The organism is Thioclava sp. DLFJ5-1, assembly GCF_002020115.1.
GTDB classification, from domain to species: domain Bacteria; phylum Pseudomonadota; class Alphaproteobacteria; order Rhodobacterales; family Rhodobacteraceae; genus Thioclava; species Thioclava sediminum.
On record NZ_MPZU01000001.1, the window covers coordinates 1,086,796 to 1,111,758 of the forward strand.

Annotated in this window: 19 protein-coding genes and 1 pseudogene; 7 read left to right on the plus strand and 13 right to left on the minus strand. The window is 61.0% G+C overall.

What is annotated here, in order from left to right; genetic code table 11:
* The first annotated feature begins 252 nt into the window (after positions 1-252).
* From BMI86_RS05205 to BMI86_RS05215, 4 genes are all read left to right on the plus strand, one after another.
* Positions 253-990 carry a metallophosphoesterase gene (locus BMI86_RS05205; protein WP_078540050.1) on the plus strand — a complete coding sequence of 246 codons (738 nt, stop codon included), beginning with the start codon at positions 253-255 and terminating at the stop codon, positions 988-990.
* The gene (locus BMI86_RS20880) at positions 987-1,754 is read left to right on the plus strand and encodes a hypothetical protein (RefSeq protein ID WP_143594686.1); all 768 of its coding nucleotides are present in this window, start codon (positions 987-989) and stop codon (positions 1,752-1,754) included. The genes BMI86_RS05205 and BMI86_RS20880 overlap by 4 nt, the downstream gene beginning before the upstream one ends.
* 392 nt (positions 1,755-2,146) lie before the next feature.
* Positions 2,147-7,261 (plus strand): RecQ family ATP-dependent DNA helicase, encoded by a 5,115-nt coding sequence (locus BMI86_RS05210; protein WP_078540051.1) that lies wholly within the window; start codon positions 2,147-2,149, stop codon positions 7,259-7,261.
* Positions 7,262-7,413: 152 nt separating this feature from the next.
* Positions 7,414-7,623, plus strand: coding sequence for a hypothetical protein (locus BMI86_RS05215; RefSeq protein WP_078540052.1), 210 nt, complete (start codon positions 7,414-7,416; stop codon positions 7,621-7,623).
* Positions 7,624-8,056: 433 nt separating this feature from the next.
* On the opposite strand, the gene benD is transcribed toward BMI86_RS05215, so the two are convergent.
* Genes benD through BMI86_RS05235 form a run of 4 tightly spaced genes read right to left on the minus strand, consistent with a single transcriptional unit; the run spans position 8,057 to position 11,747 of the window.
* Positions 8,057-8,857 (minus strand): benzoate diol dehydrogenase BenD, encoded by an 801-nt coding sequence (gene benD, locus BMI86_RS05220; protein WP_078540053.1) that lies wholly within the window; start codon positions 8,855-8,857, stop codon positions 8,057-8,059.
* On the minus strand, positions 8,854-9,885 hold the full coding sequence (benC, locus tag BMI86_RS05225) for a benzoate 1,2-dioxygenase electron transfer component BenC (RefSeq protein WP_078540054.1): 1,032 nt from the start codon (positions 9,883-9,885) through the stop codon (positions 8,854-8,856). Before benC ends, benD begins: the two co-directional genes overlap by 4 nt.
* A 12-nt stretch (positions 9,886-9,897) precedes the next feature.
* Positions 9,898-10,398: a benzoate 1,2-dioxygenase small subunit gene (benB, locus tag BMI86_RS05230; protein ID WP_078540055.1), complete on the minus strand. Its 501-nt coding sequence runs from the start codon at positions 10,396-10,398 to the stop codon at positions 9,898-9,900.
* Entirely contained in the window at positions 10,395-11,747 is a 1,353-nt protein-coding gene (locus BMI86_RS05235; RefSeq protein WP_078540056.1) for a Rieske 2Fe-2S domain-containing protein, read from the minus strand. The genes benB and BMI86_RS05235 overlap by 4 nt, the downstream gene beginning before the upstream one ends.
* Positions 11,748-12,029: 282 nt before the next feature.
* Here BMI86_RS05235 and BMI86_RS05240 point away from each other — a divergent pair, with 282 nt between their 5' ends.
* Entirely contained in the window at positions 12,030-12,950 is a 921-nt protein-coding gene (locus BMI86_RS05240; protein ID WP_078540057.1) for a LysR family transcriptional regulator, read from the plus strand.
* A 330-nt stretch (positions 12,951-13,280) separates the two neighbouring features.
* Positions 13,281-13,535: pseudogene (locus BMI86_RS21385) on the plus strand (transposase); the annotation flags it as partial.
* 1,262 nt (positions 13,536-14,797) lie between these two features.
* On the opposite strand, the gene hmpA reads toward BMI86_RS21385, so the two are convergent.
* A complete protein-coding gene (hmpA, locus tag BMI86_RS05250; protein WP_078540436.1) occupies positions 14,798-15,979 on the minus strand; it encodes an NO-inducible flavohemoprotein in 1,182 nt (393 codons plus the stop codon).
* 156 nt (positions 15,980-16,135) lie between these two features.
* Here hmpA and BMI86_RS05255 point away from each other — a divergent pair, with 156 nt between their 5' ends.
* The gene (locus tag BMI86_RS05255) at positions 16,136-16,561 is read left to right on the plus strand and encodes an Rrf2 family transcriptional regulator (protein ID WP_078540059.1); all 426 of its coding nucleotides are present in this window, start codon (positions 16,136-16,138) and stop codon (positions 16,559-16,561) included.
* Between the two features lie 234 nt (positions 16,562-16,795).
* On the opposite strand, the gene BMI86_RS05260 is transcribed toward BMI86_RS05255, so the two are convergent.
* The 8 genes from BMI86_RS05260 to BMI86_RS05295 are packed head-to-tail and all read right to left on the minus strand — an operon-like array spanning position 16,796 to position 24,960.
* The gene (locus tag BMI86_RS05260) at positions 16,796-17,677 is read right to left on the minus strand and encodes a sugar kinase (protein WP_246831626.1); all 882 of its coding nucleotides are present in this window, start codon (positions 17,675-17,677) and stop codon (positions 16,796-16,798) included.
* Positions 17,674-19,194 (minus strand): altronate dehydratase family protein, encoded by a 1,521-nt coding sequence (locus BMI86_RS05265; protein WP_078540060.1) that lies wholly within the window; start codon positions 19,192-19,194, stop codon positions 17,674-17,676. Before BMI86_RS05265 ends, BMI86_RS05260 begins: the two co-directional genes overlap by 4 nt.
* A complete protein-coding gene (gene uxuA, locus BMI86_RS05270) occupies positions 19,187-20,371 on the minus strand; it encodes a mannonate dehydratase (protein WP_078540061.1) in 1,185 nt (394 codons plus the stop codon). The genes BMI86_RS05265 and uxuA overlap by 8 nt, the downstream gene beginning before the upstream one ends.
* A complete protein-coding gene (locus BMI86_RS05275) occupies positions 20,368-21,807 on the minus strand; it encodes a mannitol dehydrogenase family protein (RefSeq protein ID WP_078540438.1) in 1,440 nt (479 codons plus the stop codon). Before BMI86_RS05275 ends, uxuA begins: the two co-directional genes overlap by 4 nt.
* A complete protein-coding gene (gene kduD / locus BMI86_RS05280) occupies positions 21,785-22,528 on the minus strand; it encodes a 2-dehydro-3-deoxy-D-gluconate 5-dehydrogenase KduD (protein ID WP_078540062.1) in 744 nt (247 codons plus the stop codon). Before kduD ends, BMI86_RS05275 begins: the two co-directional genes overlap by 23 nt.
* On the minus strand, positions 22,525-23,349 hold the full coding sequence (kduI, locus tag BMI86_RS05285) for a 5-dehydro-4-deoxy-D-glucuronate isomerase (protein WP_078540063.1): 825 nt from the start codon (positions 23,347-23,349) through the stop codon (positions 22,525-22,527). The genes kduD and kduI overlap by 4 nt, the downstream gene beginning before the upstream one ends.
* An 11-nt stretch (positions 23,350-23,360) precedes the next feature.
* On the minus strand, positions 23,361-23,666 hold the full coding sequence (locus BMI86_RS05290; RefSeq protein WP_078540064.1) for a cupin domain-containing protein: 306 nt from the start codon (positions 23,664-23,666) through the stop codon (positions 23,361-23,363).
* Between the two features lie 13 nt (positions 23,667-23,679).
* On the minus strand, positions 23,680-24,960 hold the full coding sequence (locus tag BMI86_RS05295; RefSeq protein ID WP_078540065.1) for a TRAP transporter large permease: 1,281 nt from the start codon (positions 24,958-24,960) through the stop codon (positions 23,680-23,682).
* Positions 24,961-24,963 lie beyond the last annotated feature (3 nt).

Below are 24,963 nucleotides of genomic sequence, written 5' to 3' on the forward strand. Positions count from 1 at the left end.
GTGGTGCGCGATCGTCGAAGACGCCGTGCCCCTGCTTGTCGGGCGAGTCTCCGGCCACCCGCATCTGCGTGAGGGTGCGCGGGTTCGGACATCTCCTCTCATGAACCTTCAATCGAATGAGGGTTGGGCGCGGAGCTGCAACCGCTTCTATCGCTTGGGCGCACGCGATGAGGGCTTCTTCGAGACATTGAAGAGAGATGGACGGCTTTCTCCTAGCGTTCAGTTCCTGCGCGCTGATCGGAGCTCCTGATCATGCCCGACGTGCTTATTCTAGGAGACTTGCATCTCGATCTCTGGATGCAGAAAAACCGCAACCCATTCGACGACCTTGAGCTCGAGAACGCTGAGCTTCTCATCATAGCTGGCGACCTCGCCAATAAGCCCAAGATCCGTTGGCGCCCCGCGCTTCAGTTGATCGGCCAGCACGTCGATCTCGATCGCATTCATATCATTCCGGGCAATCATGACTATTACGATTTCCGGCTCGATGGCGACGACCGCCTCGCGGATCTCGCGCGTGAAGCCGGCGCTCATCTCGCGCAGAAACGTGTGCTTATCCATGAGCGCACGCGATTTCTCTGCGCCACGCTCTGGACTGACTTCGCGCTCGGACCGGGAAGCGTTGCGGAAAAGTCGTCCCGCAACGACTGGGTGATGAATGACTATCGCTATATTCGCGTCGCAGGAAGCGGCTACCGCAAGGCGCGGCCAGCCGACACCATCGCGAAGCACCATGAACATCTCGATTGGCTGCGAGGGCAATTGGCGACGCCCTTCGATGGCGAAACCGTCGTCGTCACGCATCATGCCCCGCACCCGGCTGCACTCCCTCCGGGCGCGCCGCTGCCTTGGTGCTACGCTTCAGACCTGACTGCGCTCATCGAGGAATACCAGCCCGAGAAATGGCTTTTCGGCCATACCCACCATGCTGCGGAATTTCAGGTTGGGCGCACGCAGCTGAAGAATGTTTCGAAAGGATATCCAAAATGACAGGAACACACGTATTCGATTGGGGCACTTTCTCCGAATCAGAACCGTTCAGCGGCTTTCTACCAGAGAGCGACTACCCCTTACTTTTTCCGGGAGGCATCCATTTCAATTCCACGGGAAGGGTCTACGCAGTTGATGCAAAATATAAGCATCTTATTCCCTCAAAACCCGGAGTTTATGCTATATATACAAGAGAACCATTTGGAAGGGGATCAATTTACTGTGGCAGAGCAAAAAACCTAAATCAAAGAGTGCGGCAAAGCATTAGCGAACAACGCTTTGGAACGGAGGTGATTTTTTTCAATGAGGATAACGTTTCAATTCGAGATGAAGGACAATATTATCAACTTTGCATCTTACTAGAAAAGCTGTGCATACGCGCATTAAGCACAATATGCGCCTACAACAACCTACCAATCAAGCTCTCAAATCAGCAACACCGAGACCCTTTACCTTATTTTGCATGGAAAGACCCGAAAAACTCACCCTACAAACTTCCGATTTCCTTTGCCCAACATGTTCTTTCCAAATTCATGCCTCCGCTACCAGAACCTCACAAAATAAGCCCGTTTGAATACACCTACCGTCTATGGACAATCAATAGGGGCGCAATTCCGGACAACACCAAAGATAAAAGAAGCATTTGGGCACTATGCATCGTTAGCGCCTTAACAGAAAATTATCTGGAACCATTCGATGAACCTTCCGCATATCGCCAATACTTCCTAGATCAGCTTGCCCGGCAACGATCGAGCGCACGATAAATCAGATGGAACTGGCACTCGAAAAACCTGCTGAGTCTTTTCAGTTTGATTGTCGGCGCACAGCTGTCTTTTAGCCATCAGTGCGGCGGCTCTCCGGGCCGCTTGACAAGCTTCCTCCGTCGTTCGATCGGCTTCGTGCTGAACTGCTTTCCGATCGGTTGAACAGAATCTGGCACAATATAACCTACTCGTTGCACCCTCTGATCGGGTTGATTGAGGTCGCCTCTCTGCCCATACACTAGCGGCGGTGGCTCACCGCCAACCGGGCTCCCGCGCAGATGAATGAAACCTCAGTTGTGAGTCACCACGAAAAAAGCGCGAACATCTTTCCTTTCTTCCTAAAGAGGATAGGGTCGTCACATTAACGTGTAAAAGACGGATCCCATCCGGGCATGCATTGGGGCAACGACAAGACAGGTTCAGTATTTCTGGAACGATGTGTGGCAATCGACCTCGAGGTCGACCCATCGACGGCTCGCATATTTTCCCTTGCAGCGGCCAGCGCCGTCATCGGCAGCGAGGCACTCGTCCTCGGGCCCCGCGTTGAGGCAGGGTTTCCCAGGCTCGAGGAATTCTGCGCCGACTTCGACCACGTGATCGGACATAATATCCTGCGCCACGACCTGCCCCATTTGATGGCGGCATCGCCTCGCTTCGCGCGTCTCACCCAAGCTCCAATAGACACGCTTTGGCTTAACCCGCTCGCTTTCCCACGTAATCCCTACCACCACCTGGTGAAGCATTATCAGGACGGACGCTTGCAGAGCGGGCATGTGAATGACCCCGAGTGCGATGCGAGGCTCGTCTTTGAAGTCTTGGGCAATCAAATCGGCGCCTTCGCGGAGATCGGGCGGCAATCCCCCAATGCCTTGGTCGCTTACCACTATCTCTGTAGCCGGATCCCCCGCAGCGAAGGGTTCGATCGGCTTTTCACGGCAATCCGAGGCGCGCCGACGCCCGGTTTGGCAGAGGCCCGCAACGCGATCGAACGCCTGCTTGAGGCGTCATCCTGCGCTGCGCAGCGGACACAAGTTCTGAAGGGTCTCGACGATAGCTCGCTCAGCTGGCCCCTGGCTTATGCACTGTCCTGGATCTCGGTTGCGGGCGGTGACTCCGTGATGCCCCCTTGGGTCCGCGCGCAGTTCCGCGACGCCGCGCGGATCGTTCGCACCTTGCGCGACACGAGATGCGACGACACTGCCTGCCAATATTGCGCGGCTCACAACGACCCCAAGCAAGCGCTGAGCCGCTGGTTCGGCTTCGAAAGCTTTCGTCCGGAGCCTGTCGATGAATTCGGGCGCCCCCTTCAGGAACGCATCGTCGAGACTGCGATGCGACGCGAAAGCCTTCTCGGGATCCTTCCGACCGGCACGGGAAAATCCATCTGCTATCAGATCCCTGCCCTTTCGCGCTTCGACAAGACCGGGGCGCTGACCGTTGTCATTTCCCCTCTGGTCGCGCTCATGGCGGATCAGGTCCAGGGCCTTGCACGAGCCGGAATTTCCACTGCGGTCACCATAAACGGCCTGCTTTCGCTTCCGGAACGGCAAGACGCCTTGGACAAGGTGCGCCTTGGCGAGGCTGCGATCTTGCTGATCTCGCCTGAGCAATTGCGCAGCACCTCGGTCCGCTCGGTGCTCGCCCAGCGCGAAGTCGGCCTCTGGGTTCTCGACGAGGCACATTGCGTCTCGAAATGGGGGCATGATTTCAGGCCGGACTATCGCTATGTGAGCCGTTTCATCAAGGAAAGCTCGGGCGAAGACGTAGCCCCCGTTCTCTGTCTGACCGCCACGGCGAAACCCGATGTCGTTCGGGACATCCGTGAACATTTCAGCACGCGTCTCGGGTGCGAGCTCACGCTGCTGGACGGTGGCGCATCACGGACGAACCTGAGCTTCAGCGTGTTGCCAACTCAGAGGCAGACGAAGCTGGCCGATATCCTTACTGCGCTCGAAGAAGATTTACCGGCAAGCGGGGTTTCAGGGGCTGTTGTTTATTGTGCCACTCGAAACTCCACTGAACGTGTGGCGGAATTTCTTCGACAGCAGGGACTTGCGGCGGAGCGCTATCATGCGGGGCTTACCGCCGATGAGAAGCGCGAAATCCAGGAAGCGTTCCGAGTGGGTGAGTTGCGTGTGATCGCCGCCACCAACGCCTTCGGAATGGGCATCGACAAACCCGACATCCGGCTCGTCGTGCATGGGGATGTGCCGGGTTCTCTGGAGAATTACCTGCAAGAAGCCGGGCGTGCGGGACGAGATCGGGATCCTGCGAAATGTATCCTCCTATTCAATTCGGAAGATGTCGACCGGCAGTTCAATCTGAGCGCTCGCTCTCGCCTCGCCCGTCACGAGATCGGAGCGATCCTGAAGGCAGTCCGAAGGCTCGATGTTCGATCGGGCAAAAAGGGTGAAGTCATCGCCACCCCAGGCGAAATCGTCCACGAGGAAAAGGACCGGGATTTCCAGCGAGACAGCACCACCGAAGACACCCGCGTAAAGACGGCCGTGGCCTGGCTCGAAGAGGCGACACTTCTCCGGCGGGAAGAAAACCGCGTTCAGGTCTTCCCTGCTTCGCTTCTCGTACGAAGCGTCGATCAGGTCCGCAAGATCCTCGATGCTGCGGAGATCACGGGAAAGCGGAAGCAAGAGCTTCTGAGTATCGTCCAGCATATCATCAACGCGCCAGCGGATGAGGGCATCTCGACCGATCAACTGAGCGGCGCAAGCGGCCTCACCGGGCCGGCATTGCGAAAGGCGATGACCGATCTCGAAGCGCTCGGGATCGCCAATAACGATACCAACATCACGATCCACGTTCACATTGGTGTAGAGAACGCATCACGCGCACGCTTCGAGTCTGCAGCGAGGTTGGAGCGCGACCTGATCGCGCAGATGCGCGAGGACGCACCCGATGCCGATAATGGCGAACCATCCGCATTCAATCTTGCCGCGACGAGCCAGGCACTGCGGGAGAAGGGCTACGGCACGGTCCGTCCGGATGTCGTCGAAAGCCTCCTGCGCGGGATGGCGCAGGACGGGCGCGACATGGAAGGCGGGCGGGGCAACCTGCATTTGCGCAAAGCCTCGCGTTCGAGTCTGTTCGTGCGGCTGCAACGCTCGTGGTCCGTGATCGAAAAGACTGCAGAACTTCGAAGGCTTGGTGCGGAACGGCTTCTCGAGCATCTCGTCGGCCGGGTCCAGAAAGGGCTACGCGGAAAAGATATCGCCGTCGAGACCACCTTGGGCGCGCTGCTTGGCGCCATCACCGGCGATGCGATGCTACGCAGCTCCGTCAACGATCCGAACAAGCTGATGGATCGCGCCTTGCTCTGGTTGCACGAGCAGCAGGTCGTAGCTTTGGGCAAAGGGCTATCCGTCTTCCGTCCCGCCATAACCCTGCATCTCAATCCGAAGGGCGGTCAATTCACGACGCAGCACTTCGCCCCTCTGGAGGATCATTACACCGAACAGACCATCCAGACGCATGTGATGGCTGCCTATGGCGAGAAAGGTCTCAATAGCATCAATGATGCAGAACGGTTGGCGGCCGATTACTTCGTGCTCGATCGCGACGCGTTCATGCGCCGCTGGATGCCGGGGCGCGGGACCGAATTTCGGCGGCAAGCCACGGGAGAGGTCTGGAAGCAGATCGTTGAAGACCTGGGCAACAGCACGCAGGAAAAAATCGTTCAGGACGAACGTGAACAGACGAATGTGCTCGTTCTTGCCGGGCCAGGCTCGGGCAAGACCCGCGTGCTCGTTCATCGCATCGCGTATCTAGTGAAAATCAAGCGCGAGGATCCAAGTGGAATTCTTGTTCTCGCCTATAATCGGCACGCCGCTGCGGAAATCCGTGAACGGCTTCGTCGCCTCATAGGCGACGATGCGCGTTTCGTGACCGTCTCCACCATTCATGCGCTCGCAATGCGGCTCGTCGGCGCAAGCTTTGCCGGCCGCGCCAGTGCGGAGGGCCAAGACTTCGACACGCTCCTGATGGATGCGGTGCGCTTGCTTCGCGGTGACGGGCTGGACAAGGTCGAAGCAGAGGCGCTGCGCGACACGCTCATTCAAGGCTACCGCTGGATACTCGTCGATGAGTATCAGGATGTCGGCCCGGAAGAATATGCGCTGATATCAGCCGTGGCCGGACGGAGCTTAGAGGATCCGGATCTGCGGATCAGCCTTTTTGCCGTCGGCGATGACGACCAGAACATCTATTCCTTCGCGGGTGCGTCCATCCGCCATATCCGACAGTTCGAGCAGGACTACAGCGCGAAGCCATTCTTCCTGACCGAGAACTATCGCTCGAGCCATCATATCATCACGGCCGCGAATGCCGTGATCGAGGCGGCCTCCGAGAGGATGAAACTGGGTCACGACATCACGGTCGACAAAGACCGGATCAAAGCCCCAGCGGGCGGTGTTATGGAGAGTCTGGATCCCGTGGCACAGGGGCGCGTGCAGATCCTGAGTTGCCCGGCAGGAAATGACGCACAGGCGATGGCGGCGCTCGAGGAGATGGTGCGCCTGTCGCAATTGATTCCGGACTGGACATGGTCGCGGGCCGCAATCATCTCGCGTGACTGGCGCAAACTCGCACCAGTGCGCGACTTCGCGGAAGCGCTCGGCATTCCGGTCGAGTTCGCGAACGAAAAGCTGCCCGGACTGTGGCGCATGCGCGAGATGCAGAGCTTCATAGAGGCGCTACGCGCGGACCATGGGCGCGTCGTCTCGCTGGGCGATCTCACCGATATTCTCAATGCGATCCCGTCCTCGCGCTGGACTGATCGCATCGGCGAGGGTCTTGGCCTGCTCGCGCGAGAAGTGGATGGCCGAAACCTACCGGCACCGGATGTGATCGAGTGGTTCGCCGAATGGTCACGCGAGGCCTGGGGCGAACAACGCGGTCTCAAGCTCCTGACAGCGCATCGGGCCAAGGGGCTAGAATTCGACGATGTTGTCATTCTCGATGGTGGTTGGGAACGCCCGTCGCGCAACGAAGATCAGGATGCGCCGCGCCGCCTGTTCTACGTCGCCATGACGCGAGCCCGCCGCAACCTGATCGTCATGAGCAACGACAATCACGAATATCTGCCCGCCCAGTCGACCTCTATCGTGACCCGGACGGCAAACCCGGATTTGACAGCTTTCCCGGGCCCGCGGCGCTACTATCAGTCGGCAGAGATGCGGATGGTCGATCTATCCTTCGCGGGCCGACAACGCGCAAGTCACCCCGCCCTGCGTGCAATCCTTGAAGCGAATGTTGGAAACGCGATCTCCCTGACGCTGGAGAATGATCGCTGGTATCTAAAGGATGCTCAGGGCCGCAGCCTCGGTCGAATGTCGAAGAGTTTTGTTCCGCCGCCGAATACCCGTTTTGCCCGAGGCGAAATCGCCGCAATTCTACGCTGGCGGAAGGAAAACGGTGACGAGGCCTTTCACCATATACTGAAGCGCGATGCTTGGGAGGTGGTGATACCGGAACTGGTGTTTGAGGCGAATTAATTCACCGCAACGGCTATACTGCCCCTCAGCAGACAGGGAGGCCATGCTGCCGAGAGGCTATTTCCGGACGCTCTCTCGCCAGAGCCAAAGTCCGGAAAATTTGACTTTTCCGGACTTTCTCTGTGAGATTGACGCCTTCAATGGAGGTCGCCATGGGCGCACATGAGATCGTCGGAATGCTCGGGTTCCTCGCTTTTGGCGCGGCGGCGATCATTCCTGTCTTGATTGAACGCGCTCGCGACTACAAGCGTCTCGCGGCTGATTTTGGTGGCCTCACCGAGGAAGAAGTGCAATGGCTCAAGAGCCAACCGATCTCCGACGATGCCTACTTCGAAGACGAAGATGACGACACCGACGAGTAAAAGTTCGCGCGGCAAGGTCAGGGATGGACGGGCATCTGACACCTCAGTTGCCCGAAGTTGCGAACCGTCGCAATAGCGGCTGCCACTCGGCTTCGGTGCTCGATAAACGACACATGACACCCGAAATGCATATTATCGAGCAGGCAAAGCACAGCGCGTGCAGGTGCTCGATAAACCGCATAGAGGTGCGCGGTTCACGCCGTGGCATACCGTTTATCGAACACCCCACCCCGCCGTAAGCCATTGATATATTTTGAAATCGGGATTTATGAAATACAGTAAAACGAGCACCCCGGATTTGGCGAAGTCTAGCCGCCGGCAAGGTGATCGGCTGGTTGGTTACTCAAAGAACAATGTGGCCGGACCGCTTTGTCGTCGTATAGCCGCAGGAAGGCCGCGAGCAGCAGCCCGCAGCCTCGAGAGAAACGATGAATCACCCGGTATCGCCACCTGCAACCACCAGAGTGCTGCCGGTGATGTAGGACGCCTCTCGTGACGCAAGGAAAAGAATAGGCGCGACCTGCTCATCGAGTGAACCGTAGCGTCCCATCATGGTCGAATTCTTGACCTGTTCGACCGCCTCCGCCATCCAGCCTTGCTCAGCCTCGGTGTCGCCTTTGGCATTACGCGGGATACGGCGAGGCGGCGCTTCTGTTCCACCCGGAGCGGAGGCCACGACCCGGATATTTTCGCCTGCGACTTCCATCGCGAGGCTGGCCGTCAGCGCATTCACCCCTCCCTTGGCCGCCGAATAAGGCACGCGATGGATGCCGCGCGTGGCGTTGCTGGAGACATTCACGATAACGCCCCTACCCCGCGCGCGCAGATGTGGCAGGACCGCATGGCAAGACCAAAGCGTTGGCATCAAGGACCGCTGAATCTCGGCCTTGATCTGCGCAGGCTCGAACTCTGCGTAAGGCCGCATCCGGATTGCGCCCCCGACACCCGTCACGAGGATGTCGATCCCGCCGAACGCATCGATCGCACCCCGCATAACCGCCTCGGCGCCCGCATAGGTTTCAAGATCGGCCACCACCGCTTTTGCCCGGCCCGGACTCGCAGCGTTGATTTCAGCCGCGACTTGGGAGACGAACTCCGCCCGGTCCGCAAGAAGCACATCGGCCCCTTCCGCACAGGCTCGGGCGGCGACGCCAAGACCAATGCCTTGCGCCGCCCCGGTCACGACCATGACCTGCCCCGCAAAGCGTCCCGGGAAATGATCCGGGGCGCTCATGCGGCCTCCGACGTGCTGATATCCGCGGGCGTGAACTTCTCGTAATGGAAGCTCGCCGGCACGATACCCTTTTCCGCGAGGAATTTTCGCACTGCCTCCACCATCGCAGGTGGCCCGCAAAGATAGACGTCCAAATCGCCGCCACGCAGATCCGCATCGCTTAGGTGATGGGTGACATAACCTTTCAGCGGATGGACACTGCCCTCATCGGCCACACAGCAGGCGAATGTCAGGTTCGGCAAACGCTGAGACAGCGCCTCGAGCCGCGCAACCTCCACCAGATCGTCATCCGTCGTCACACCGTAGACGAGGTGAATCGGTTGCGAGGCGTCCCCGGTCTCGGCCATGACTTCGAGCATCGAGAGTAGCGGCGCGAGGCCGGTCCCACCGGCCAGCATCAGCACCGGGCGCTGAACCTGCCGCAGGAAGAAGCTCCCAAAAGGGCCTGTGAACGACATCTTCTCTCCGAGCGTCACCGTCTCTGTCAGATGCGTGCTCATCGCCCCACCGGGCACATTGCGAATGAGGAACGTCGCTTCGGACGCACCGGGTGCCGAACTGAAGGAATAGGAACGGGTTTGCCCATCCGGGAGTGCGATATTCACGTATTGCCCCGGCAGGAAGTCGAGTGTCCCTGGGTCAGGCAGCGTCAGCCCCAGCCGGATCGTCGTCGCCGATACACGATCGAGCGTGCTCACCTCGGCCGCGAACTCCGCAGGGGTCAGCTTGCAGCTCGACGAGGGCACCGGGACCGAGACGATGCAATCCCCCGAGGGCACCATCTGGCAGGAGAGGACATACCCCTCCTGCGCCTCGTCTTCCGACAAGGCTTCCTCGAGGAAATCATCCCCGAGATCGAACCCCCCCTGCTCGCAACGGCACTTGCAGGTGCCGCAAACCCCGTCCGAACAGTCGACCGGCAGATTCACCTTCTGCCGATAGGCTGCGTCCATCACCGTTTCCATCGGCTTGACCTCGATGACACGGGTCACGCCATCTTCGAAATTGAGCGCTACGCGATAGCTCATGATTGCCTCCGATCACACATGATAGACGTCGATGACCTGATGGATGTAATCGTCCTTCAGGATCACTTTCTTGGCGGCAATCAGCGGCGTGTCGCCCGACAGATCCACCGTATAGAAAGACGTTCCGAAAAAGCTCGTCGTCGTCTTGTAGCGGTGGCTCAGCGTGTGCCAGTTGAACCGCAGATCGATCTCCGTTTCGCGCCGCTCGAGGATTTCGACATTGCTGATCATATGATTGGTGCGGGGCTCGGGCATTGTCGCGCCGGAGCGTTCGGTCTTGATCCGAAAAACCCGGTCTTCGAGCCCGGCCCGATCGGGGTAATAGATCAGGGAGACTTGGCTTTGCGGGTCCTCGATCAGCTGATCGTCATCGTCCCAGGACGGCATCCAGAAGCTCGCCTCGGGCGCATAACATTCGAGCCAGCGATCCCATTCCCGATCATCGAGCAAGCGCGCTTCGCGATAGAGAAACTGCGTGAGTGCGGTCAGATCATTTGTCAAAGGCGCGTTCATGCCAGTTCCTCCACGCGGCTCTCTGCCTTTTCTGCCTCAAGCGCCTTCAGAAGGGTCTCGGCCCAGAATTCGTGCTGACGAACGAAAAGCCCTTCATCTTCGGCACGCTCTGCGCTGAGGATCGGGTTCATGCCCATCGCCTTGGCGTTTTCATCCGGGCCGTTCTCCCAGCGGGTGGCCCCGCGGCTCAAGTCGTTCCAGACGCCATCCGCGGCGGCGTAGGCCTCTTGGCACGCGCGGAACTCTTCCAGATCGTCGGGCGTGCCCATGCCTGAGACGTTGAAGAAGTCCTCGTATTGCCGCAGACGCAGCGCGCGCTCTTCCGGCGGCTCGCCCACGGGGGCGAAGCAGTAGATCGTGATCTCGGTCTTATCGACGGAGATCGGACGCACCACCCGGATCTGGGTCGAGAACTGATCCATAAGGTAGACATTGGGATAGAGGCCGAGATTTCGCGTCTGGTTGACGATGAAGCTCGTCTTCTCCTCGCCCAGCCGTTCGGCCAGCGCGTCCTTGTGATTCCAGATCGGGCGCACCTCCGGGTTCAGTGTCCGGGTCCACAAAAGGATATGCCCCTGCTCGAAGCCGTAGACACCACCCGTGGATTTCGACCAACCATTGGCATCGACGGCCTTGGTGCCCTCTTCCTTGCGGTGCCCCATCGTGGCGGAATAGTTCCAGTGAACCGAGCTGACGTGATAGCCGTCTGCGCCGTTCTCCATCTGCAGCTTCCAGTTCCCGTCGAAAGTGTAGCTGGAATTTCCGCGCAGAACCTCGAGCCCCTCAGGTGCCTGATCGACGATCTGATCGATGATGACACGGGTTTCGCCAAGATGCTCTTCCAAGCCCGCCACGTCGGGGTTTAGAGACCCGAAGAGGAAGCCCTTGTAGCTGGCGAATTTCGCAACCTTCTTGAGGTTATACGACCCATCCCGGTTGAAGGCTTCCGGGTAGGCACCGGTCTTGCCGTCTTTCACCTTCAGCAGCTTGCCCGCGTTGTTGAAGGTCCAGCCATGAAACTGGCAGGTGAAACTCGACTTGTTGCCATGCTTGCGACGGCAGAGCGTGGCGCCGCGATGCGCGCAGGCGTTGACCACGGCGTGCAACTCACCTTCCTTGTCGCGGGTGATGATGATCGGCACACGCCCGATCCAGGTGGTAAAGTAGTCGTTGTTCTGCGGGATCTGGCTCTCGTGGGCAAGATACACCCAGTTGCCCTCGAAGATATGCTTCATCTCGAGTTCGAACATCTCTTCATCGGTGAAGATGTCGCGACGACAGCGGTGAATACCGGTCTCTGGGTTCTCGATCACCGCGTTCTCGATACGGGATTTCAGGTCGTTTGCCATAGGTCCTCCTCCAATCTGGCGCGTTCCTGCAACGGCAGGGTCTTGGCTGGATCGTCGAGCCGAGCGGCTGGGAGACCGACCGTCCGGGTGCAAAAAGCCGTTCCCGAAAATCGGGTTTCGGAGCCATCTCGCGGCCCTTCAGACCTAATAGGTATCGAGCGATACCTCCCGACGGGTAGCGTCCTCCTCTACCCGGCTCAATCAAGCTTCGGCTAAACTGACAAAGTGAGAGGCGTTTGGCCAAGACCAAGTAAGTCTGCCTTTATGCCGGGAGGGTATAGTATGGAAATGCGGCAGCTCCGCTATTTCGTGGCGGTGGCGCGGGAGAGGAGCTTCTCGCGTGCGGCGAACACACTCAACATGGCACAGCCTCCTCTGAGCCGGCAGATTCAGATGCTCGAGGCGGAGATGGGCGCGGAGCTGATCGACCGCTCGGTGCGTCCGTTGCGCCTGAGCCCGGCTGGGCGTCTGTTCCTGAAGCAGGCCGAACAGATACTCGGCCATGCCGAAGCGACGAAGGTGATGATGACGCGAACGATCAAGAGCGCCAAGCGCAGCGTGGTCTTCGGCTTCGTCGCCTCGACGATGTATGGTCGATTTCCAGCACTCATCCGAGGTTTTCGCAAGAAAGCCAGCGATATCGAAGTGCATCTCGTCGAGATGAGCAGCCTTGAACAGATTAACGCCTTGAAGGAAGGAAGGATCGACGCGGGTTTTGGCACCCAGCGGTTCGAGGACACTGACATCCGGCGCGTTCTGCTGCGTGAAGAACAAATGATCGTCGCTCTTCCGATCACGCATCCCCTGGCCGGAACCGACGCGCCGCTGCCCCTGTCGCGGGTCGCCGAAGAGCCGCAGATCCTTTACCCGAGCAAGCCGCGCCCGAGCTACGCCGATCAGGTTCTGACGGTTTTCCACGACCACGGACTGACGCCGATGATCGCCCATGAAGCCCGCGAACTGCACATCGCCCTCGGCCTCGTCGCGGCCGAGGAGGGTATCGCGGTCGTTCCTGCTTCTCTGGACAGGCTCCGGATGGAAGGCATCTGCTATCGTCCCATCGAGGAACACCCCACTTCGCCAATCTTCATGAATTACCGGCAAGGAGACACCTCGCCGCCCATCTGCCTGATGAAGGAAGTCATCTGCGAAATGTATCCCGACTGGGGTTACGCCGTGCCTGAGGGCCTGCGCGAACCCTGACCCCTTGCGGAGCAGTTTCATTCTAAGCGAGCGCGGCCCTATGAAGCACGTGTCAGAGGAAGGAATACGACCGCGTCGGGGCATGACCTTTCTCGCGATACGTTCCTCGTGCCCGCGCGATCTGCCGGAGGGAAAAACACCCACGCCGAAGGATACCCGCTGTGGGAAAGATGGGGGGGCCGGATTTACCAAAAATCGAACCGAGTGGGTCGGCAAAAGGACGCAAGCCATACCCCTGGAGGAAAGCTTCTTTGCCGAGACGACCAATTCAGCTCAAAAGCAGGGAAGACCGCTCTCGATCGTCCGCTTGACTAGATATAGGCGCGTGTGGTGAGCAGTCTTCTCTGGCTGAGCGACGAGAAGATGGCACTGCTCGAGCCGTTCGTCAGAAAAACAGTCCAATGGACTGTTTTCTGATCTTCCTCACTTCCGAAGAGCCATGGCCGCCCACGGGTTGATGATCGTCATATTCTGAGCGGGATAATCTTCATAAACCGCAATGGGTTGCACTGGCGCGATGCACCGCAGGAATACGGTCCACCCAAAACACTCTACAACCGCTGGAAGCGTTGGAGCGAGATGGGCTTCGTGCGCCCAGTGATGGAAACCCACCCTCTGGCCTGGACCTTCTTCTTGCCCTTCATAATGGTCACGACCTTCGCAGTGGTGAACCTCCTGGTGGGCCTGATCGTGGATTCTATGCAGGACGCTCATTCAGAAGAGGAGACCACGCGCACCGGTGCCTACCGGGATGAAGTTCTCCTGCGGCTCGACGCGATCGAGCGGCGGATCGGCGATCTTCGGAGAGGCGACCAAACGGGCGAGTGACGCGGGGAGCCGGGGTGCGTATGAGGCAACCTCGACCGGACTTTGAAGGCGTGAGTTGCCATGGGGGGCGCCACTATCTCTCATAGTCCGCCCTATCTGATTGCGGGGCTCTGAGGGCATACATCTCTCGCTGCAAAGACGTGCAGATCCTCGTAGAATTCGGCGAACGCAATTATAAACGCCGCAATCGGACCGAAATCATGGTCGGCACAAGAAAGAAAAACGTCAGACACAAATCCGTCACTTTCCCACCGTCCTCTCGCCACCTTCTCGCTCAAAGGTTGAGTGGTCGTCATTTCAATTTAAGGAACGACACTTTCTCCAAATAGTTATCTTGGAGCCTAAAATGCATATTTTTTGGTCTTTTTCTTACCTTATATCTCTGCTTTGCCCGAGATGTGATCCCGTTTTCTCAGCCCGCCTTGAGACCCTCAAGGCCATCCAGGCTTTTCCACCCTACCGCTATCGACGGCGTGAACCACCCACACCCTTTCAAGCACATCGTCGAGTGACCTGACGCAGTTAGCCCCTCAAGCTGTCAGGTTGGTGGCGGGAGCAGCCGGGCGATCGCCCGGCTGCTTCGCGTTCATCTGAGCCTTCCCCGGCCTTCTTCTATGTCAGCTTCTGAAGCTCAAATTGTCTAATCTTTTCGGAGGCATGCCAAAGCAAAGAGCGATTACGTCGCTTTGAGCCTCCCGGTCGCACGAACCCACCGTTCTATTCAGAAAACGGAGGACGGGAGACATCGAATAAGCGGCACAAGCCGGAAGAGATTGCCATGAAGCTTAGGCAGCTAGGACGTTCGATCGACGACACATCATGCTCAGAACGTATATCGACATGCGGGTGAAGCTCCGGGCTCGCAGGAGCTCGTTCAACAGCAAGAGGGTGCGGTTCTAGGTGCGGCCCGTCGTGTATCGTCCCCTCCCCTTTTCAAGTCACCGGCATCTCTTCAAAGCAGCTCTGGTCACATAGAGCGGCGGCCCGGCGCTCGACGGATAGAGCGCTGGGACGAGGTATCAACCGATCTGCGCGGATGCGGGGCCGAAGAACTCATAGTGAATGCGAGCGTCCGGAACGTTTGCTGCCTTCAGACCGGAAACCATCTCCTGCATGAAGCCCGTCGGGCCGCAGATGAAATAGTCCGCCCTGGCCGGATCGCTGATCTGCACGAGCCAGTTCGGATCGACGCGGCCGGTATGGACACCATTCGCGACATCATTCTCTTCCGGCACCTCGTAGAAGACGTGGCTCTCATGCGCCTTCGCACGGGAGGTCGCGGCAAGCGCATGGGACTGGCCGTTCCGCGTCGCGTGGACATAGACCATCCGCAGATCGCCGCCGCCATAGCTCTCCAGCATCGAGATCATCGGGGTGAGGCCAACGCCGCCTGACAGCAGAACCACCTCTCGCTTGTCTGCGGGATCGAGGAAGAACTCGCCAGCGGGCGCGGCCACGTCGAACTCGGCGCCGACCTCGACCGCATCATGCAGCCAGTTGGAGATCCGCCCGCCGGGCTCGCGCTTGACGGTGATGCGGTAGGACTGACCATCCGGCGCCGAGGAGATCGAGTAGTTGCGCCGATACTCCTCGCCTTCCGCAGGTGCAAAGCGGAAGCTCAGATACTGACCGGGGCGATGCTTGAGAACAGGCAACCCATCCACGGGATAGAGCGTGAAGGACGCGATCTCGGAGGTTTCGCTGTCCTTCGCGCCAACCTTGAAGCGCCGCCACCCGCGCCAGCCGCCGTCCTGTTCTTCCGCACCGGCGTAGATCTCTTCTTCTCGCTCGATGAGCGTATTGGCAAGGAACCAGTAGGCCTCGCCCCAGGCATTCAGGATCTCGGGGGTCGCGGCCTCGCCCAACACCTCGGCGACAGCGCCCAGCAGCGCTTCGCCGACATGGGGGTAATGCTCGGGGAGGATCTGCAAACCGACATGTTTCTGTGCGATCCGTTCCAGCGCATCGGCCAAGACCCCGGGATTCCGGATATGGGTCGCATAGGCCACCAGCGCCCCCGCGAGCGCTTTGTGCTGCGGCGAGTTGCCATGTTGATGCGACATGTTGAACAGCGCCCGGATTTCGGGAGCGGCGAGCAGCCTGCGATACATGACCGGCACGATCTGATCGACGTGCTCGGCGACGAAGGGTGCAGTGGCTTCGATGATCGCGAGTGTGTTTTCCGAGAGCGGCTTGGCCATCATTGTCTCCTGGGTTATAAAACATACCAATGAACCGCATCTATTCTCTCGGGAATTAAGATGCCAATCACAGGTATGTTTTTCTTGTGCGACATTCTGTCCGGCCTCGTGATACGAGACGCGTCGCTTGGGAGCCCGATCAGGAGAGATCTGCGAATGCGCTTGAACGACACTACGGACCTTGCCTTGCGCGTCATGATCTATGCGGCGTCGATGAAAGACCGCCGCTTCACGATCGATCATCTCGTCGCGGCCTATCACGCGCCTCGAAGCACGGTCATGAAGGTCGTCAACGCGCTGACCCGAGGCGAATTTCTGACTGCCCAACGCGGCCGGTCCGGCGGCCTGGGGCTTGCACGTGCCGCCCAAGAGATCGGCGTGGGAACAATTGTGCGCCACATGGAGACGGATTTCGATCTCGTCGAATGTATGCGCAGCGACGGAGATTGCACGATCACAGCATCCTGCCGTTTGATTTCTCCCTTGGCGGAAGCCCGGGCGGCTTTCTTGGCGACGCTCGACAACTACACGATTGCCGATATCGCGATCTCGCCGCGCGATTTCGGGCTGGCAGCATCATGAGGCGGCGATCCTGAGGACTTAAGATCAAAAATCTTGACCGAGGCCGTATCACTCTGAGCAACTAACAATAATCAATCCATAAGACCGAAGAGCTGAGCCGACGACTGGGGTGAAGAATGGAGATTGAAGCCCGATCCCCTCTCGGGTCGCGCTGCGTGCCGCTGGAACCGGCAATCTTGGCCACTCGGGGGATCGCGGCATCGCAAGTTGCAAGACGAGCCCCCTCTTTGGTAGCTACGCAGCTATGATCGCCCCCGGCTGCGCGATCACCTCGAGCGCGCAGGCATGAGCCTGAACAAGGCAGCCCTCGTCTGAAGCGCCCCGAAAATGCGCGGCGAGCCATGCACCGTTGAAACTGTCGCCGGCTGCGGTGGTATCGACCACCTTTTGCGCGGCAGGCAGGTCGAGCGGCTTGGCGGTGGGATCGAGCGATATCGCCCCTCCCGCGCCCATCTTCAACGCGCCTTTGCGCGCGCCCCAGCCGTTAAGCCGTGCGCGCACCGCTTGCGCATCGCGATCACCGAAGAGCGCCATCTCGTCATCCAGCGAAGGCAGCGCAATGTCACTGATGCGCCACGCCGCCTCGGTCACGGCGCGGGCGGTCTCGATATCTTCCCAGAGCCGCGGGCGGTAGTTGGAATCGAAAGCCACCCGGGCGGGATGTGCCTCCAGATGTGCCAAGAGCGACAGGCGCACCGAATGGGGCAGGATCGCCAGCGTGATCGCGCTGAGATAGATCAGATCGACCCCTTCAAGCTGCGCGAATCCATCCTCGAACAGGCAGCGCGCCGCGGATTGATCGCGCCAATAGGAAAAGCTGCGCTCTCCCTTTGCGTCGAGTGCGATCGCGTAGATACCGGGCAGACGCTCGGGGTGGCGACGAATGTGCGCGCAGCCCACGCCTTGGGCAGCAATGAAAGCGCCCATGCGATCGGAGACCGCATCACGCCCCAGCACGGTCACGAATTCGACCTGCGCTGCCGCCCCAGTCGCGCGCGCAAGATAGACCGCGGTGTTGAGCGTATCGCCGGCAAAGCCGATCTGCTGCTCGGGGCGATCGAAAGACAGCTCGACCATCGCTTCCCCGACGCATGCGATCACGGGTTTCTTCGTCACATCACCGCTCCGATTTGCCACGGCTGGAATTCGTTATCGCCCAGCCCGAGGTCTTCAGATTTGGTTTTCTCTCCCGATGCGACACGCAGGATCGCCTCGAAGATTTCCGCGCCCTTGTCAGCGATCGACACGCCTTGGCTGAGGATGTCGCCGCAGCCGATATCCATATCGTCGGGCATCGCCTCCATGAGCCGATCCGAAGTCGCCAGCTTGATCGTCGGCGCGGGTTTCGAGCCGAAGGCAGAGCCGCGCCCGGTGGTGAACACCACGATCTGCGCACCTGCCGCGATCTGGCCCGTCGCCGAAACAGGATCGTAACCCGGGCTATCCATGAAGCTCAGCCCCGGCGTGCGGACCTGCTCGGCATAGTCATAGAAGGCCCGCAGCGGCGTCGCCCCGGCCTTCGCGACCGCGCCGAGGGATTTCTCGAGGATCGTGGTGATCCCGCCCTGCTTGTTGCCGGGGCTGGGGTTGTTGTCCATCGATCCGCCGCCCTGTGCGGCATAGCCCTCCCACCAGTCGAGACAACCAAGGAGCTTTTCGGCCACCTCGGGCATAGTGCGGCGCAGCAGCAGATCTTCGGCGCCATGGATCTCGGGGGTCTCGGAGAGGATCACGCCCCCGCCCTGCCCCACGATCAGGTCCGAGGCCACACCCAGCGCCGGGTTTGCGGTGATCGCGGAGAACCCGTCCGAGCCGCCGCATTGCAATCCGATCCGCAGCGCGGAAACCGGGCAGGCGCTGCGGCTGGCCTTGTTTACCTGCGGCAGGATCTCGCGCAGCTTCGCCTTGATCGCCTCGATCGTGGCGCGGGTGCCGCCGGTCTCCTGAATGGTCAGCGCATGGAACCGTTCGGTCCCGGCTGACCCGAAATGCGCCTCCATGCGCGCGATCTGCATCACTTCGCAGCCCAAGCCCACGAAGATCGCCGCACCGACATTCGGGTGGGTCGCATGCCCCCAGAGGACACGCTCGAGGCTGTCCGCCCCGCGCCCGCTCGCCGCCATACCGCAGCCGGTGCCATGGGCGAAGGCGACGACACCGTCGACATTGTCATAGGGGTCGAGCGCACCCTCGGCCGTGATCTCGGAGGCTGCGCATTTGATCACCGTGGCCGAGCAGTTCACCGTGGCGCAGAGCGCGATATAATTGCGCGTGCCAACCCGACCATCGTCCCGCGCGTATCCCATGAAACTGCGCGGCGCGAGATCGGGGATCGCTGCCTCGGCGCGAGCGAGATCGGCGCCGATCTGATGGGTCTCGTCATGTTCGGAATAGCTGACATTATGGCTATGGACATGTTCGCCCACCGCGATCGGGGCGCTGGCCCGGCCGATAATCTGGCCAAACTTGATCACCGGATCACCCTCGGCCATCGCGACGCGCGCCAGCTTGTGCCCGGCGGAAACCGGATGTGCGAGCGGCTCGCCGGTGCCGAGCGGCGTGCTGCCGGCATCCGCCCGCGCGGGCAGAACGGCGACCGTGTCGCACGGATGCAGTGTAATCGCTTCAGCCATCGCGACGCCCCCTCAATCCGGCGATCACGCCGCGCATCTCGGCCAGCCCGCGCATCCGCCCGATCAGCGGATAGCCAGGGAAAGAGCCGCGCGTGGCGTCGTCGAGCAGGACATGACCGTGATCGGGCCGGAACGGGATCTGTGGGTCCGCACGCCCCTCGGACGCCCGGCGTGTTTCCTCGGCGAGCAGTGCGGCAGCCACCGCGACCATGTCGGTGTCGCCGCCCAGATGCGCGGCCTCCTCGAAACTGCCATCGGGATCTTTGCGCACGTTACGCAGATGCGCGAAATGGATACGCGGCGCAAAGCGCTCGGCGATCGCGGGCAGATCGTTGGCCGGGTTCGCCCCGAGCGAGCCGGTGCAAAGCGTCAGCCCGTTCGCGGGACTATCATGCGCCCGCAGGATCCAATCGATATCCTCGGCGTTGGAGACGACACGGGGCAGACCCAGAATGTCGCGCGGCGGATCGTCGGGATGGACGCAGAACCGCAGCCCCAGTTCCTCCGCCGTGGGGATCACCTCATCGAGGAAGCGTTTGAAATTGCGCCGGATCTCGTCGCGATCGATACCGTCATAAAGCGCGAGCTGGTCCCGCAGCCCGGCGATGTCGTAGCGGTCATAGGCACCCGGCAGCCCCGACATGATCGCGTGCAACAGTGCATCGCGCTCCGACTGCGTCGAGCCCTCGAACCAGGTCTTGGCGCGGGCGCAAACGTCGGGCGTGTAATCGTCCTCGGCCCCTTCGCGCTTCAGCATGTGAATCTCGAACGCCGCCATGCGATAGGCCTCGAAGCGCAGGCAGCTACCGCCTGTCGCAAGTGGCGCGGTCAGATCGGTGCGGGTCCAGTCCAGAACAGGCATGAAATTGTAGCAGATCGTGGTGATGCCCTCGGCGGCGAGATTGGCCATCGATTGACGGTAATTGGCGAAGAGCGCGCTCAGATCACTCTCACCGCGCTTGATCCGCTCATGGATCGGCAGGCTTTCGACCACGTGCCAATGCAGCCCCGCCGCCTCGATCCGGGCGCGCCGCTCCGTGATCGCCTCGCGCGACCAGACCTCGCCATAGGCGACCTCGTGCAAGGCGGTTACGATGCCGGATGCGCCCGTCTGCACGATCTGCGGCAGGGAAATCGTGTCCAGCTCGGGGCCATACCAACGCCAGCTCTCGATCATTGGAGAACCTCCCGCACCGCGGCGCGCGCGCCTTTTTCGACGAGCGCGCGATAGGCCTCCGTGACCGGGGCCTGCAGGGATTGTGCGAGCTCGGGCGGAAACACAGAACGCAACGACAGAAGCGCCGCAACCTTGCCCTCGGCATCCGCGGCACTGTCGGAGAGCGCACGCAACTCAGCGGCCAGCGGGTCTTTCACCTCGATCGGCTGCCCGCTCTCGTCGACGCCGCCGACGTAGCGCATCCAGGCCGCGATCGCGAGCATCAGGCCCGGGCAGCTCCGCCCGGCCTTCAACGTATCCGTGACGGTGGCCAGAATGCGCTGCGGCAGTTTCTGGCTGCCATCCATCGCGATTTGCCATGTCCGGTGACGGATCGCGGGATTGGCGTAGCGCTCTGCGAGCGCGTCGGCATAACGCTCGAGCGAGACGCCCGGCGGCGGGGTCAGCGAAGGGATGATCTCGTCGCGCCACAGATAGCGCACGAAGTCGGCCATCACCTCGTCGTCCATCGTGTCGGAAATCGTCTCGAACCCCGCCAGATAGCCAAGATAGGCCAGAGAGCTGTGGGTGCCGTTCAGCATCCGCAGTTTCATATGCTCGAACGGGGTGACATCGCTGACCATCTCGACACCGACCGCGCCCCAATCGGGCCGCTCGCCATCGACGAAATCATCCTCGATCACCCATTGGCGGAACGGCTCGTGCATCACCGGCAAGGCGTCGTGCCAGCCGGCGAGCTCTTCGAGCCGCGCGATGTCCTCGGGCTTCGTCGCGGGGACGATGCGGTCCACCATGGTCGAGGGGAACCGCCCCTCAGCCGCGATCCAGTCCGCCAGCTCCGGGTCGATGCGACGCGCCAGATCCAGCACCACGCCGCGCAGCAGCCGGCCGTTTTCGGGCAGGTTGTCACAGCTCATCGCGGTGAAGGGACGCAGGCCGCGCGCGTGGCGCAGCTGCAGCGCACGCACCAGGTAGCCGGGCGCGGAGACGGGCAGGTCGTTGGCCATGTCATGCACGATATCGGGATGATCGGGGTCAAGCGCGCCGGTCGCGGGCGAATGGCAATAGCCCTTCTCGGTGATCGTGAGCGAGACGATGCGCACATCCGGATCGGCCATCACGTCGAGCACCGCTTGCGGGTTTTCGCGGGCCACCAGAATATCGCTGACGATCTCGATGCGCTCGGGCGTTTCGCCCTCGGGGCCGAACTCCAGCCCGCTATAGGCGAAATCCTGCGGCGCCAGCGCATCGCGCATCCGCGACGATTGCAGCGACACGCCGGTGATCCCCCAGTCGCCGCCGCTTTTCACAGCAGCCTCAGCCGTGTAGATCGCCCCATGGGCGCGGAAGAACGCGCCGAGGCCGAGATGGACGATACCGGTTTTGAGCTTCGCGCTTTCGCGGGTGAGACGTTCAGCGGGCAAGCCAGCCTCCATCGACATTCAGCACCGCGCCATGGATGTAGCGCGCGGCGGGGGAACACAGGAAGGCGGCGGTGCCGCCGATATCGGAAGGATCGCCCCAGCGCCCGGCCGGAATTCGCGCAAGGATCGCTTCGCTGCGCTCTGGATCGGCGCGCAGAGCCTCGGTGTTGTTGGTCGCGATATAGCCGGGTGCGATGGCGTTTACGTTGATCCCTTTGGCCGCCCATTCGTTGGCGAGGATCTTGGTCAGCCCCGCCACACCATGCTTGGATGCGGTGTAGGACGGCACGCGGATGCCGCCCTGAAAGGATAGCAGCGAGGCGATGTTCACCACTGCCGAAGGCGTATTGCCCTGCTCGAGCGCGGCGCGGGCGAAGGCTTGCGTGGTGAAGAACAGCGCCTTGAGGTTCAAGTCCATCACCGCGTCCCAATCGGCCTCGGTGAACTCCAGACTGTCTTCGCGCCGGATGATGCCCGCGTTGTTCACGAGGATCGAATAGCCCGCATCCGTGAAGACATCCTGCGCGGCCATCGGGTCCGCGAAGTCGAGGAGCAGCGCCTCGCCCTGCCCGCCCGCATCCGCGATCATCTCCAGCGTCTCGGTGCATTCGCGCCGCCCCGCGCAGGTCACATGTGCCCCTTGCGCGGCGAGCGACACTGCGATCGCCTGACCGATGCCGGTGTTCGCGCCGGTGACGAGGGCGCGGCGGTTCTTTAGCGAAAACGGGCTCATTTCAGGTCCGCCGGCTGCACGAAGTCCATGTCGGTGTAATCGACATTGTCGCCCGCCATCGCCCAGATGAAGGTATATTCCCCGATCCCGGCCCCGGAGTGGATCGACCACGGCGGCGAGATCACAGCCTCCTCGTTGGCGATCATCATGTGGCGGGTCTCGGTCGGCTCGCCCATCAGGTGCAGCACGCGCGCCTCGGGCGTCATGCCCCAGTAGAGGTAGGCCTCCATCCGGCGGTCATGGACATGCGCGGGCATCGTGTTCCAGACCGACCCCTCGACCAGTTGGGTATAGCCCAGCACCAGCTGGCAGCTTTCCATCACGGTCGGATGGATGAACTGGTTGATGACGCGTTTGTTGGAGGTCGCAGCTTCGCCCAGCTCGACGCGGTTCGCCTCGGCAAGCTTGATCAGGCGATGCGGACAGGCGCGATGCGCGGGGGCGGAAACCAGATAGAACCGGCCCTCGCCCTCGAAGGTCACCGGTCCTGCGCCCATGCCCAGATACAGGACATCACCGCGCCCCATCTCCCAGGTCTCGCCAGCGGCTGAGACGCGTCCCGTGCCGCCGATATTCACGACGCCCATTTCGCGCCGCTCGAGGAAGGTGGCGGTCCGCGTCTCGTCCACCACGTCGAGCGTCAGCGATGCGCCATTCGGCACCGCGCCTCCGAGGGTGAACCGGTCGTAATGCGTGTAGATCAAGCGGATCTCGCCGGGCGCGAACAGCCCCGTGCCCAGGAAATGCTCACGCAGCTCTTGCGTGCCCATGGTGCGGGCGTGATCGGGATGGATGGCGTGGCGGGTTTCTACGCTGAGCATTGAATGTCCTTTCACAAAAAGTCGTCGCGGCGCGGGCTAAAGCAGTCGAGCAGCTCCCCCGCTTCGACGCAGACACAGCCGTGTTCGGCGCCGGACGGTATCATCAGGCTGTCCCCGGCGCGCAGCACGTGCTCCGCACCATCGAGGACAAAGCGAAATTCGCCGGAGGTGCAGTAGGTGGCCTGCACGTGAGGATGGGAGTGGAGCGCGCCCTCTGCCCCGGCCTCGAAGCGAACCGAGACCAGCATCATCTGCTCGTTTTCGGTCAGCACCTGACGGGCGATGCCCTCATCGGGATAGGCGATCGGATAGCTCATGCGAAAACTCCTTTCAGTGGAAGACCGACGGCAGCCAGAGCGAAAGCGCCGGGATGTAGGTCACCAGCATCAGCGTGGCGAAGGTCGCGAAATAGAACGGCCAGATCGATTTCATCACCGTCGTGATCGGCACCCGGCCCACTGCGCAGCCGACGAACAGCACCGCACCGACCGGCGGCGTGCAGAGACCGATCCCGAGGTTGAGCACGAGGATCACCCCGAACTGCACCGGATCGACGCCGAAGGCCTGAGCCACGGGCAGGAAGATCGGCGTGGTGATCACGATCAGCGGCGACATGTCCATGAACGTGCCCAGCACCAGCAGCAACAGGTTGATCAGCAGCAGGATGACGATCGGATTATGCGAGAAATTCTCGAGCAGATTGATCAGCTTGGCCGGCACTTGCAGATAGGCCAGCAGCCAGCCGAAGGAGGCCGCGCAGCCGATCACCATCAGCACCATCGCCGTCGTGCGCACCGCGCCCTTGGTCGCTTCGATGAAATCCGACAGCTTCATCGTGCGATACAGGAAGACGGTCACCAGAAGCGCGTAGACCACCGCGATATTGGAGCTTTCCGAAGCCGTGAAAATGCCCGAGCGCACGCCGCCGAAGATGATCAGGATCATGATCAGACCGGGCATCGCATTCCAGAACAACCGGCCGAGGGCCCTGCGACCGGGAAACGGTTCGGTCGGGTAGCCGCGGCGTTTGGCGACGAAATAGGCGGCGGTCATCAGCGACAGCGCAAGCACCAGACCCGGAATGATCCCGGCGGTGAACAGGTCGGCGATCGAGATCTTCCCGCCTGCCGAGATCGAATAGATGATCATGTTATGGCTGGGCGGCAGCATCAGCGCGATGATCGCCGCCGTGACGGTGATGTTCACGCCGTAATCCGCGCCGTAACCTCGTTCGCGCATCTGCGGCACCATCAGGCCGCCCACTGCCGAGGCATCCGCCGCAGCCGAGCCCGACACGCCGCCGAACATCACCGAGGCGAGGATGTTCACCTGCCCCAGCCCGCCGCGCATATGCCCCACCAAGGCGCCCGCCAGCGCGACCAACCGCCGCGCGATATCGCCGCGCACCATCAGGTCACCGGCATAGATGAAGAACGGGATCGCCATCAGCGCAAAGACCGAGACGCCGGAATTCAGACGCTGGAACACCACCACCGGGGGAAGCCCGAGATAGGTGACTGTCGCAAAGGAGGCCACGCCGAGACAGAATGCGACCGGCGTTCCGATCAGCAGAAGGACGGTAAAGGTCCCGAACAAGATCCAGAGTTCCATGAG